The organism is Pseudomonas sp. TH06 (assembly GCF_016651305.1).
Lineage (GTDB): Bacteria > Pseudomonadota > Gammaproteobacteria > Pseudomonadales > Pseudomonadaceae > Aquipseudomonas.
Genome location: NZ_JAEKEC010000001.1, coordinates 4,254,889 through 4,267,185, shown reverse-complemented (window position 1 = coordinate 4,267,185; position 12,297 = coordinate 4,254,889). Strand labels below are relative to the sequence as shown.

Below are 12,297 nucleotides of genomic sequence, written 5' to 3'. Positions count from 1 at the left end.
GCTGCGCGACCCATCGGGGATAAATCCCCTCGCCACAGAAGCAAATCAGCTGAGCACCGAGTAACGATTAACAGCGTCCAGACAAGCTGTTACTGTACGGCCCACTAAGCCCAAGCCGCCTGGATCGGATCTGACTTGAAGCGTCCCCTCCTCCTGCTCCTGATCAGCCTGGCCTTGAGCTCAACCGCAAGCGCGACGATTACCGAAAGTCACGGTTATGCGCAGTTCGGCACGCTCAAGTACCCGGCCAGATTTACCCACTTCGACTGGGTCAACCCGCAAGCGCCCAAGGGCGGTACGTTGCGGGTGATGGCGTTCGGCACTTTCGATACGGTCAACCCTTACACCTTCAAGGGCACCAGCCCGGTGACCACGCCGAATTTCCTCCAGTACGGCATCAACGAGCTGAACGAGCCACTGATGGTCGGCACCGGCCAGTATTCGCCGTCCGGTGATGAACCGGCGTCCAGTTACGGCTTGATCGCGCAGTCGGTGGAATACAGCGAAGATCGCAGCTGGGTGGTGTTCAATCTGCGCCCGGAAGCCCGTTTTCATGACGGTACGCCGATCACCGCCTACGACGTCGCGTTCTCCTATCGCCTGCTGCTCAAGGAAGGTCATCCGCTGTACCGCACTGCGTTGCAGGAAGTGTCGCGGGTCGACATCCTCAACTCGCAGCGCATTCGCTTCGTGATGAAACGCTCCGGCAATCCGTTGCTGATCCTGCGCCTTGGTGAACTGCCGGTGCTGCCGCAGCATTACTGGAAAGACCGCGACTTCAAGGCCACCACCTTCGAACCGCCGCTGGGCAGCGGCCCTTACCGCATTACCTCGGTGACGCCGGGGCGGCAGTTGATCTTTGAACGGGTCAAGGATTACTGGGGCAAGGACCTGCCGGTCAATCGCGGCAAGTACAACTTTGATCGCATGGAAGTCGAGTTCTATCGCGACAGCGACGTCGCCTTCGAAGCGTTCAAGGCCGGCGAGTTCGACATCTACATCGAGCATCAAGCGAAGAACTGGGCCAACGGCTACAACTTCCCGGCGGTGCGCCGTGGCGACGTGATCAAGGCGCAGATCCCGCACCAGATCCCGACCCAGAGCCAGGGCCTGTTCATGAACACCCGGCGCGCAACGTTTTCCGACGTGAAAACCCGCGAAGCGCTGGGCCTGATGTTCGACTTCGAATGGACCAACCGCGCACTATTCAGCGACGCCTACAAGCGCACCACCAGTTATTACCCCAACAGCGAGTTTTCCGCGACGGGGCTGCCGGTCGGGCATGAATGGCTGATGCTCAAACCGTACAAGGATCAGCTCCCGGCCAAGCTGTTCACCGAGCCGTTCACCCTGCCGCATACCGATGGTCGCGGCATCCCCCGGGAAACCATGCGCAAGGCCCTGGCGCTGCTCGCCGAGGCGGGCTGGAAGCTCAACGGCCAGCGCCTGCAAAACGCCGCTGGGCAGCCGCTGAGTTTCGAACTGCTGTTGGTCAACCCGAATCTTGAACGGATCCTCCAGCCGTACATCGAGAACCTCAACAGCATCGGCATCGATGCGCGCCTGCGCACAGTCGATCGTGCGCAGTACAAACAACGTCTGGATCAGTTCGACTTCGACATGATCCTGATGACGCTCAACCAGACCCTCAGCCCGGGCCTTGAGCAATGGCAGTACTTCCATTCCAGTCAGGTCGGGGTCAAGGGCAGCAAGAATTACGCGGGCATCGCCAATCCGGTAGTCGATCACCTGCTCGAACAATTGCTCGCCGCGCAAACCCGCGACGAACAGGTCGCCGCCGGCAAGGCGCTCGACCGTGTGCTGCTCTGGCAGCACTACAGCATTCCCAACTGGTACCTCAATTATCACCGTCTGGCCTACCGCAACCGGTTGGCCTTCGTCACCACGCCGCCCTACACCCTGGGCCTGAGCGCGTGGTGGCTGAAGTCTTCGGAGAAAGATCAATGAGCCCCATCCGCGCCCTGCTCGTGCAGGCCAGCGGCCTGTTGTTCGCCGGGCTGGCCTTTGCCGCCCCGCAACACGCCGTGACCCTGTACAACGAGCCGCCGAAATACCCGGCCGATTTCAAGCAATTCGATTACGTGAACCCCGACGCGCCCAAGGGCGGCGTGTTCCGTCAGACCGGTTTCGGCGGCTTCGACAGCCTCAACCCGTTCATCAGCAAAGGCGTGCCGGCCGATGATGTCGGGCAGATCTACGACACCCTGACCAAGCACAGCCTCGACGAGCCGTTCACCGAATACGGCCTGATCGCCCGCCAGATCGAAAAAGCCCCGGACAACAGCTGGGTACGTTTCTACCTGCGCCCCGAAGCGCGCTTCCACGATGGTCACCCGGTGCGCGCCGACGACGTGGTGTTCAGTTTCAACACGCTGACCAAAGAAGGCTCGCCACTGTTTCGCGGCTACTACAGTGATGTCGCCGAAGTCATCGCGGAAGACCCGCTCAAGGTGCTGTTCAAGTTCAAGCACACCAACAACCGCGAGTTGCCGCTGATCCTCGGCCAATTGCCGGTGCTGCCGAAGCACTGGTGGGCCGATCGCGATTTTGCCAAGGGCAATCTGGAAATCCCGCTCGGCAGTGGCCCGTACAAGGTCGCCGAAGTGAAGGCCGGCCGTTCGGTGCGTTACGAGCGGGTCAAGGACTACTGGGGCAAGGATCTGCCGGTCAATCGCGGCTTTTACAACTTCGACGTGATGACCACCGATTATTACCGCGACAACACCGTAGCCGTCGAAGCCTTGAAGGCCGGGCAGTTCGATTACTGGCTGGAGATGACAGCAAAAAACTGGGCCAACGCTTACAACATCCCTGCCGTCACTGAGGGACGCTTGATCAAGGAACAGATCGCCAACAGCAATCCGACCGGCATGCAGGGCTTTGTCTTCAACCTGCGCCGCCCGGTGTTTCAGGATGTGCGGGTGCGGCAGGCGCTCGGCCTGCTGTTCGACTTCGAATGGACCAACAAACAACTGTTCAACGGCGCTTACTTCCGCACCCGCAGTTACTTCGAAAACTCGGAAATGGCCGCCACCGGCCTGCCTGATGCCGAACAGGTGGCGATCCTCGATCCGTTCCGCAGCAAACTGCCGGCGCAGGTGTTCAGCGAAGCCTTCGAGAACCCGAAAACCGACGCCAGCGGCATGATCCGCACGCAACAGCGCGAGGCGTATCAGTTGCTGCAAGAGGCCGGCTGGAAAATCGTCGACGACAAAATGGTCGACGCCACCGGCAAACCGGTGGTTATCGAATTCCTGCTGGCGCAGACCGAATTCGAACGCGTGTTGTTGCCGTTCAAGCGCAACCTCAGCGACCTCGGTATCGAGCTGGTGATTCGCCGCGTCGACGTCTCGCAGTACATCAACCGTGTGCGTTCGCGGGACTTCGACATGGTGGTCGGCAGCTTCCCGCAGTCCAACTCGCCGGGGAACGAGCAGCGCGAATACTGGATGAGCGCTGCCGCCGACAAACCGAGCAGCCGCAACACCATGGGTTTGAAGGATCCGATCGTCGATCAACTGGTCGAGAACCTGATCAATGCCGATTCGCGGAAAAATCTGGTGGCCCATGCCCGTGCGCTGGATCGTGTGTTGCAGTGGGGCTATTACGTGATTCCCAACTGGCACATCAAGACCTGGCGCGTGGCCTACTGGAACCACATCGGCCACCCGAAAGTCTCCCCCAAGTACGACATCGGCATTAACACCTGGTGGGTCAAGCCCGATGCGAAACCTGCGGTAGAAGTGCAAAACCAACTGCAAGCCGAACCTGTGGGCACGGAGTAATCAGATGCTGGCGTACATTTTTCGACGACTGTTGCTGATCATTCCGACCCTGTTCGGCATTTTGCTGATCAACTTCGTGATCATCCAGGCCGCGCCCGGCGGCCCGGTGGAGCAGATGATCGCCAAGCTCGAAGGCTTCGAAGGCGCCACCAGCCGCATCGCCGGCGGCGGTGCTGAAGTGTCGGTGGCCGGCTCGTCGTATCGCGGTGCACAAGGCCTGGACCCGGCGCTGATCAAGGAAATCGAGCACATGTACGGGTTCGACAAATCGGCCCCGGAACGTCTGTGGATCATGGTCAAGAACTACGCCACGCTGGATTTCGGTGACAGCTTCTTCCGCGACGCCAAGGTCATCGACCTGATCAAGGAAAAGATGCCGGTGTCGATCTCGCTGGGGCTGTGGAGCACGCTGATCATGTACCTGGTGTCGATCCCGCTGGGGATCGCCAAGGCCACGCGACACGGCAGCCACTTCGACGTCTGGACCAGCTCGGCGATCATCGTCGGCTATGCGATCCCGGCGTTCCTGTTTGCGATCCTGCTGATCGTGGTGTTCGCAGGCGGCAGTTATCTGGACTGGTTCCCGTTACGCGGGCTGACCTCGAACAATTTCGATGAGCTGAGCCTGGGCGGCAAGATCCTCGACTACTTCTGGCATCTGGCATTGCCGGTGACGGCGCTGGTGATCGGTAACTTCGCGACCATGACCCTGCTGACCAAAAACAGCTTCCTCGACGAGATCAACAAGCAATACGTGGTCACCGCCAAGGCCAAGGGCCTGACGCGCAATCGCGTGCTGTACGGCCATGTGTTCCGCAACGCCATGCTGCTGGTGATCGCCGGATTTCCCTCGGCGTTCATCGGCATCTTCTTCACTGGCTCGTTGCTGGTGGAAGTGATCTTCTCCCTCGACGGTCTCGGCCTGATGAGCTTCGAAGCGGCGATCAACCGCGATTACCCGGTGGTGTTCGGCACCCTGTTCATCTTCACCCTGCTCGGGCTGGTGGTGAAACTGATCGGCGACCTCACCTACACCCTGGTCGATCCGCGCATCGACTTCGAAAGCCGGGAGCATTGAGATGAACCTGTCTCCTCTCAACCGCCGCCGCTTCGAACTGTTCAAGGCCAACAAGCGTGGCTGGTGGTCGCTGTGGCTGTTTCTGCTGCTGTTCGGACTGAGTCTTGGCGCCGAACTGATCGCCAACGACAAGCCGCTGGTGGTGCATTACGACAACAACTGGTACTTCCCGGCGATCAAGCGTTACCCGGAAACCACGTTCGGCGGCGAATTCCCGCTGGAGGCCAACTACAAAAGCCCGTACATCCGCGAACTGCTCAAGGCCAAGGATGCGTGGGTGTTGTGGGCGCCGATTCCCTATAACTATCAAAGCATCAACTACGACCTGAAAGTCCCGGCCCCGGCCCCGCCTTCTGCGGACAACTTGCTGGGTACCGACGATCAGGGCCGCGATGTATTGGCGCGGGTGATTTACGGCTTCCGTATTTCCGTGCTGTTCGCACTGACGTTGACCGTGTTGAGCTCGATCATTGGCGTGATTGCCGGCGCGTTGCAGGGGTTCTATGGCGGCTGGGTCGATCTCGCTGGCCAGCGTTTTCTGGAGATCTGGTCGGGCTTGCCGGTGCTGTATCTGCTGATCATTCTCGCCAGTTTCGTCCAGCCGAATTTCTGGTGGCTGCTGGGGATCATGTTGCTGTTCTCGTGGATGAGCCTGGTCGATGTGGTGCGCGCCGAGTTCCTCCGTGGCCGCAACCTCGAATACGTCCGCGCAGCGCGGGCGCTGGGCATGCAGAACGGCGCGATCATGTTTCGCCACATCCTGCCCAACGCGATGGTGTCGACCATGACGTTCATGCCGTTCATCCTCACCGGCGCCATCGGCACCCTCACCGCTTTGGACTTCCTCGGTTTCGGCTTGCCGGCCGGCAGTCCGTCGCTGGGTGAACTGGTCGCGCAGGGCAAGTCCAATCTGCAAGCGCCGTGGCTGGGCATGAGCGCGTTTGCCGTGCTGGCGTTGATGTTGAGTTTGCTGGTGTTTATCGGCGAGTCCGCTCGCGATGCCTTCGACCCGAGGAAGTGAAATGAATCAGGACAATCTGATCGAAGTACGCGACCTCGCCGTCGAATTCGGTTTCGGCGAGCGCGTGCACCGGGTCGTGGAAAGCGTGAGTTTCGACATCAAGCGTGGCGAAACCCTGGCGTTGGTCGGCGAATCCGGCTCGGGCAAATCAGTGACGGCGCACTCGATCCTGCGCCTGCTGCCCTACCCGATGGCCCGGCATCCGGCCGGTAGCATCAACTATTCCGGGCAAAACCTGCTGGGCCTGAGCGAAAAGACCCTCCGCCATATTCGCGGCAACCGCATCGCGATGATCTTTCAGGAGCCGATGACCTCGCTCAATCCGCTGCACTCGATCGAAAAGCAGATCAACGAAGTCCTCGGCATCCACAAGGGCCTGACCGGCAAAGTCGCGACCAAGCGCACGCTGGAGTTGCTGGAGATGGTCGGCATCCCCGAGCCGCACAAGCGCCTCAAGGCCCTGCCCCACGAATTGTCCGGCGGCCAACGCCAGCGGGTGATGATCGCCATGGCCCTGGCCAACGAGCCGGAACTGTTGATTGCCGACGAGCCAACCACCGCTCTGGACGTGACCGTTCAGCTGAAAATCCTCGATTTGCTCAAGGAATTGCAGGCCAGATTGGGCATGTCGCTGTTACTGATCAGTCACGATTTGAACCTGGTGCGAAGAATTGCGCATCGCGTATGTGTCATGCAGCGCGGTTGCATCGTCGAACAAGCATCGTGCGCAGAGCTGTTCCGTTCGCCGCAGCATCCGTACACTCGGGAATTGCTCGGCGCGGAGCCCAGCGGAGGCCCGGCGACCAATAAAATCGGGGCGCCGTTGCTCGAAGTCGAGAACCTCAAAGTCTGGTTCCCGATCAAGAAAGGCCTGCTCAAGCGTACGGTGGATCACGTCAAGGCAGTGGACGGCATCAATTTCAGCCTGCCTCAGGGTCAGACTCTGGGGATTGTGGGAGAAAGCGGTTCCGGTAAATCCACGCTGGGTCTGGCGATTTTGCGGCTGATCGGCAGCAAAGGCGCGGTCCGTTTTGAAGGCAAGCAGCTAGACTGCCTGACGCAGAACGAGGTTCGCCCGTTGCGTCGGGAGATGCAGGTGGTGTTTCAGGACCCGTTTGGCAGCCTGAGCCCGCGCATGTGCGTCAGCGATATCGTTGGCGAAGGCCTGCGGATTCACAAGATGGGCACCGCGGCCGAACAGGAAGCGGCGATTATTGCGGCATTGAAGGAGGTAGGTCTGGATCCGGAAACCCGGCACCGCTACCCCCACGAATTTTCCGGTGGGCAACGGCAGCGAATCGCCATTGCCCGGGCCTTGGTGCTGAAACCGGCGCTGATCCTGCTGGACGAGCCGACGTCGGCGCTCGACCGGACGGTGCAGCGGCAAGTGGTGGAGCTGTTGCGTTCACTGCAAGCCAAGTACAACCTGACGTATTTGTTCATCAGCCATGACCTGGCTGTCGTCAAAGCGCTGAGCCACCAGTTGATGGTGGTCAAGCATGGCCAAGTGGTCGAACAGGGAGACGCGCAAGAAATCTTTGCCGCCCCTAAACATCCGTATACACAGCAGTTGCTGGAAGCCGCTTTTTTGGCACCAGCCACTGCGCAATAACCTGAAAGAGGAGCAACACATGGGTTTTCTCGCCGGTAAGCGCGTACTGATCGTCGGTGTCGCCAGCAAGCTGTCCATCGCATCCGGCATCGCTGCCGCCATGCATCGCGAGGGCGCTGAGCTTGCCTTCACTTATCAGAACGACAAACTGAAAGGTCGTGTTGAAGAATTCGCCCAAGGCTGGGGTTCGAGCCCTGAGCTGTGCTTCCCGTGCGACGTGGCCAGCGATGAAGAAATCGCCAAGGTCTTCGAAGCACTGAGCAAGAAGTGGGACGGCCTGGACTGCATCGTCCACTCCGTTGGTTTCGCTCCGGGCGACCAACTGGACGGCGACTTCACCGAAGCCACCACCCGTGACGGTTTCCGCATCGCTCACGACATCAGCGCCTACAGCTTCGTGGCTCTGGCCAAGGCTGGCCGCGAAATGATGAAAGGCCGCAACGGCAGCCTGCTGACCCTGTCGTACCTGGGCGCCGAGCGCACCATGCCTAACTACAACGTGATGGGCATGGCCAAGGCTTCGCTGGAAGCTGGCGTACGTTACCTGGCGGGCTCTCTGGGCCCGGACGGCACCCGCGTCAACTGCGTATCGGCTGGCCCGATCCGTACCCTGGCAGCCTCGGGCATCAAGAACTTCCGCAAAATGCTGGCCGCCAACGAAGCGCAAACTCCGCTGCGTCGCAACGTCACCATCGACGAAGTCGGCAACGCCGGCGCCTTCCTGTGCTCCGACCTGGCGTCGGGCATCAGCGGTGAAATCATGTACGTCGACGGCGGCTTCAACACCACCGCGATGGGCAACATCGAAGAGTGATCTTCGCTTAGCCAATAAAAAACCCGCCTCTTCAGGCGGGTTTTTTTATGCGCCCACAATTCCCGCCACGACCCAAATCCCCCTGTAGGAGTGAGCCTGCTCGCGATAGCAGTGGGTCAGTCAATGAAAGTTGAACGGGCAGACGCCATCGCGAGCAGGCTCACTCCTACAGGGGATCTGCGGCATCACTCACAGCGTTTCAGGGCCTGCTTATGGGCGTACATCGCGCCATCCGCATCCGCCAGCAAGCGGTCGACGCTTTCGTGGCGTTTGGCGTCGTACTCGATCTGGCCGACGCTGAAGCGAATCGCATACCCGCGATGCAGCGTGGCGTTGCGCTCTTCGAGGATTTCCTTGAGCCGCGCCATGATCGCGTTGGTTTCGATATGGCTGGAGCCGGTCAGCAGCGCAACAAACTCATCACCGCCCAGGCGTCCGACCACATCGCTCTCGCGAAAGGCGATGCGCAGCACGTCGGCGAAGGTTTTCAGCGCGCTGTCGCCCTCGGCATGGCCGTAGAGGTCGTTGATCTGCTTGAAATCATTCAAGTCAAAAAATAGCAGAGTCGCCGGTTTCTCCAGCCGTGCACAGGTGTCCAGCGCGTGCTGGGCCAGTTGCTTGAAGCCGCGACGGTTGGACAGCAGCGTCAGCTCGTCCATGCTCGCCATTTGCACGGCCGTCAGTTCCTGCTCGGCCATCTGCGCCAGATCGCGCAGCAGCGCACGTTCCTCTTCATCGAGGTCTCGGGGTTTGGTGTCGATCAGGCACAAGGTGCCCATCTTGTTGCCATTGGGCACGGTCAGCGGATAACCGGCGTAGAAGCGAATGTTCGGTGCGCCCGTCACCAACGGGTTGTCATGAAAGCGCTCGTCCTCGCGGGCATCGCGCACCAGCAGCACGTCGTCATTGAGAATCGCGTGCCCACAGAAGGACACGTCTCGCGGGGTTTCGCTGGCGTCCAGCCCGACACAGGACTTGAACCACTGTCGATCCTTGTCGACCAGCGTCACCAATGCGATCGGCACATTGAACAGGCGCCTGGCCAGACGCGTCAGTCGGTCGAAGCGCTCTTCAGGCGCTGAATCGAGTAGATCAAGGCCATGCAGCACTTGAATTCGCGCCGCTTCATTGGCGGGTTTTCCTGGCACCAGCATTCGCACACTCCATTGTCAGCAATGAGCTTTAGCGTAGACCCGATTTGGCGATGCTTCATATTCTCAACCGCCAGCCACCGGGCACGGCCCACCGGCATCGGCCCAGAGTTTGAATTGCCCGACAAAAATATCGTGAGGCACCGGTACGGGCGCACGCCCTGCCCCGGGGTTCCAGCCCCAGAGCACCAATTTGTCCTCGTTGACGTGCTTGAGCAGCGCGGCAAAATCGCGATCGCCATTGCTCGAACGGTCCTTGATCATCGCGCAGAGCTTGTCCGGCGGCAGGCCGATCCAGGCCATTTTGTGCGCGGCGGGCGGCAGGCTCCAGTGCGGCGCCCCCGGTGGCGCGTGAGGGCCATAACTGGCGGGTGGATTGCTTTCGGCGTGACAAGTCGCACAAGGCAAACCGGCGGCGCCCTTGCCATCCATGCCGCGCACCACGTTCATCGCGTGAGGGATGCCCGCGTCAAACTGCAGCGGCGAATCCCCGGGGATGTGGCAGTTCTGGCAACGCGGGCTCTGGAAGACTTTTTGAATCGTGCCGAAAGCCTTCAAGGCTTCCTGATCATCGGCGAACAAGTCCGAGGCATAGCTGCCCAGCCCCAGCAAAACCACCGCACCCAACAGCTGATGTCGTTTCATCTCACACCCCCGACAATTGCAGCGGCAATTCACGCAGGCGTTGCCCGGTCAGGGCAAACACCGCGTTGGCCACCGCTGGAGCCGTCGGCGGCACGCCGGCCTCGCCGATGCCGCCGGGTTTGTCGCTGCTGGGGACGATGTGCACCTCGACAACGGGCATCTCGTTGAGCCGCAGCACCTGATAATCGTGATAGTTGGACTGCTTGACCATGCCGTCCTTGAGCGTAAGTTTGTTGTGCAGCGCCATGCCGAGGCCGAAGGTGATGCACGATTCCATCTGCGCGGCGATGCTCTGTGGATTGACCGCGATCCCGCAATCCACGGCGCACACCACACGATGCACACGGATCGCCAGATTGTCCTGCGAGACCTCCGCGACCTGCGCGACATAACTGCCGAATGATTCATGCACCGCCACACCGAGGGCGTGCCCGTCCGGCAACGGCGCTTTCCAGTTGGCCTTTTCCACCGCCAGATTCAGTACACCCAAATGTCGCGGATGCTCCTTGAGCAACGTGCGTCGGTATTCGACCGGGTCCTTGCCCGCCGCCGTGGCCATTTCATCGATCAGCGACTCCATCACAAACGCGGTGTGGCTGTGGCCCACCGAGCGCAGCCACAACACATTGATCCCGGTCTGTGGTGAATGCAGGTCGACCTGATGGTTCGCCATACCTTTGATATACGGGCTATCGGCAACGCCCTCAACCGACGTCGGGTCGATACCGTTCTTGACCATGGTCGCTTCCATCAGCGTGCCGGTCATGATCGACTGGCCGACCAGCACATGCTGCCAACTCAGCGGCATGCCGTCGGCACCCAGGCCGATGCGCGCCTGATGCAGGAACATCGAGCGGTAATAACCGCCGCGAATATCGTCCTCGCGGGACCACACGGTTTTCACCGGCAGGTCCGCCGCTTTCGCCACTTGCACGGCTTCGGCGACGAAGTCCGATGTCGGGTTGGCGCGCCGACCAAAACCGCCGCCGAGGAACTCGGTGTGAATTTCCACCTGCTCCGGTTTGAGCCCGGTGATCTTGCCGGCGACCATCTGATCCAGCGTCTGAAATTGCGTCCCCGTCCAGATCTCACACTTCTCGGCGCTGATTTTCACCGTGCAATTGAGCGGCTCCATCGGTGCATGCGCCAGAAACGGCACGCTGTACTCGACGTCTATTTTCTTCGCGGCTTTGCTGAAACTGCCCTTGGCATCACCGGCCTGACTGGCCGATGTACCTTGCGTGGTGGCTAACTTGCGAAAGCTTTCCAGCAGTTTTTCACTGCTCAGATCCGCATTCGGCCCCAGGTCCCAATCGATTTTCAGCGCATCGCGGCCGAGTTTCGCGGCCCAGTAGTGATCGGCAATCACCGCCACGCCGGTCGGCACCTGCAGCACTTTGTGCACCCCTGGCACCGCCAGCGCTTCAGCGCCTTCGAAGGATTTGACCGTCGCCCCGAACACGGGCGCGCGGGCGACCATGGCCGTCATCAAACCGTCGAATTGCACGTCCATGCCGAACTTGGCGCGGCCGGTGATTTTCTCCGGGGTGTCGAGGCGCTTGGTCGGTTTGCCGATGACGTTCCAGTCCTTGGCTTCCTTGAACGTAATGGATTTCGGATCCGGCACCGGCAGTTGCCCGGCGGCGTCCGCCAGTTCGCCGTAGGTCGCCCGTTTTTCGCCGGCAATCACCACGCCCGATTCGGTGCGAATAGTCGAAGGCGCCACGTCAAAACGCTTGGCCGCTGCTTCCACCAGCATCTGTCGCGCCGTCGCACCCGCCAGTCGATAGCGGTCGAACTCCATCCAGGTCGACGTCGAGCCACCGGTAATCTGCATACCGCCAAAACCGGGCATGCCGTAATCGGCCGCCGACGCGGGGGAATGTTCAACGCGGATTGTCGACCAGTCGGCGTCCAGCTCTTCGGCGATCAGCATGGTCAGGCCGGTCCAGATGCCCTGCCCCATTTCCGAATGGCCGAGCAGCACGGTGACGCTATTGTCTGCGGCGATGCGCAAAAACGCATTCGGCGCAAACACCTTGCCTTCATTCTCTGCGGCAAAGGCAAACCGATGAGCGCCGGGCACGACAAACGCCACCACCAGACCGCCGCCCAACACAGCACTGCCCTTGAGAAAACCCCGACGCGATACAGGACTGTTCATCGTCTA

9 protein-coding genes are annotated in these 12,297 nt (G+C 60.5%); 6 read left to right on the top strand and 3 right to left on the bottom strand.

Going from position 1 to position 12,297, the window contains the following annotated elements; genetic code table 11:
* Positions 1-135 precede the first annotated feature (135 nt).
* Genes JFT86_RS19235 through fabI form a run of 6 tightly spaced genes read left to right on the top strand, consistent with a single transcriptional unit; the run spans position 136 to position 8,331 of the window.
* Positions 136-1,968, top strand: coding sequence for an extracellular solute-binding protein (locus JFT86_RS19235; RefSeq protein WP_201237907.1), 1,833 nt, complete (start codon positions 136-138; stop codon positions 1,966-1,968).
* Positions 1,965-3,806 carry an extracellular solute-binding protein gene (locus tag JFT86_RS19230; RefSeq protein WP_201237906.1) on the top strand — a complete coding sequence of 614 codons (1,842 nt, stop codon included), beginning with the start codon at positions 1,965-1,967 and terminating at the stop codon, positions 3,804-3,806. The genes JFT86_RS19235 and JFT86_RS19230 overlap by 4 nt, the downstream gene beginning before the upstream one ends.
* A gap of 4 nt (positions 3,807-3,810) precedes the next feature.
* Entirely contained in the window at positions 3,811-4,884 is a 1,074-nt protein-coding gene (locus JFT86_RS19225; protein ID WP_201237903.1) for a microcin C ABC transporter permease YejB, read from the top strand.
* A 1-nt stretch (position 4,885) separates the two neighbouring features.
* On the top strand, positions 4,886-5,905 hold the full coding sequence (locus JFT86_RS19220) for an ABC transporter permease (RefSeq protein WP_201237901.1): 1,020 nt from the start codon (positions 4,886-4,888) through the stop codon (positions 5,903-5,905).
* A 1-nt stretch (position 5,906) separates the two neighbouring features.
* Positions 5,907-7,517, top strand: coding sequence for an ABC transporter ATP-binding protein (locus JFT86_RS19215; RefSeq protein ID WP_201237900.1), 1,611 nt, complete (start codon positions 5,907-5,909; stop codon positions 7,515-7,517).
* 19 nt (positions 7,518-7,536) lie between these two features.
* A complete protein-coding gene (gene fabI, locus JFT86_RS19210; protein WP_007910591.1) occupies positions 7,537-8,331 on the top strand; it encodes an enoyl-ACP reductase FabI in 795 nt (264 codons plus the stop codon).
* A 185-nt stretch (positions 8,332-8,516) separates the two neighbouring features.
* Here fabI and JFT86_RS19205 read toward each other — a convergent pair whose 3' ends face one another.
* From JFT86_RS19205 to JFT86_RS19195, 3 genes are all read right to left on the bottom strand, one after another.
* On the bottom strand, positions 8,517-9,485 hold the full coding sequence (locus JFT86_RS19205; RefSeq protein WP_201237884.1) for a sensor domain-containing diguanylate cyclase: 969 nt from the start codon (positions 9,483-9,485) through the stop codon (positions 8,517-8,519).
* A gap of 63 nt (positions 9,486-9,548) precedes the next feature.
* Positions 9,549-10,127, bottom strand: coding sequence for a hypothetical protein (locus JFT86_RS19200; RefSeq protein ID WP_201237882.1), 579 nt, complete (start codon positions 10,125-10,127; stop codon positions 9,549-9,551).
* A gap of 1 nt (position 10,128) precedes the next feature.
* Positions 10,129-12,291 (bottom strand): xanthine dehydrogenase family protein molybdopterin-binding subunit, encoded by a 2,163-nt coding sequence (locus JFT86_RS19195; protein WP_201237881.1) that lies wholly within the window; start codon positions 12,289-12,291, stop codon positions 10,129-10,131.
* Positions 12,292-12,297: the final 6 nt, after the last annotated feature.

Excerpts from the sequence above, each read along its gene's own strand:
- JFT86_RS19230 (WP_201237906.1), top strand. The coding sequence starts at position 1,965 with ATGAGCCCCATCCGCGCCCTGCTCGTGCAGGCCAGCGGCCTGTTGTTC.
- JFT86_RS19225 (WP_201237903.1), top strand. The coding sequence starts at position 3,811 with ATGCTGGCGTACATTTTTCGACGACTGTTGCTGATCATTCCGACCCTG.
- JFT86_RS19220 (WP_201237901.1), top strand. The coding sequence starts at position 4,886 with ATGAACCTGTCTCCTCTCAACCGCCGCCGCTTCGAACTGTTCAAGGCC.
- JFT86_RS19215 (WP_201237900.1), top strand. The coding sequence starts at position 5,907 with ATGAATCAGGACAATCTGATCGAAGTACGCGACCTCGCCGTCGAATTC.
- fabI (WP_007910591.1), top strand. The coding sequence starts at position 7,537 with ATGGGTTTTCTCGCCGGTAAGCGCGTACTGATCGTCGGTGTCGCCAGC.
- JFT86_RS19205 (WP_201237884.1), bottom strand. The coding sequence starts at position 9,485 with ATGCTGGTGCCAGGAAAACCCGCCAATGAAGCGGCGCGAATTCAAGTG.
- JFT86_RS19200 (WP_201237882.1), bottom strand. The coding sequence starts at position 10,127 with ATGAAACGACATCAGCTGTTGGGTGCGGTGGTTTTGCTGGGGCTGGGC.
- JFT86_RS19195 (WP_201237881.1), bottom strand. The coding sequence starts at position 12,291 with ATGAACAGTCCTGTATCGCGTCGGGGTTTTCTCAAGGGCAGTGCTGTG.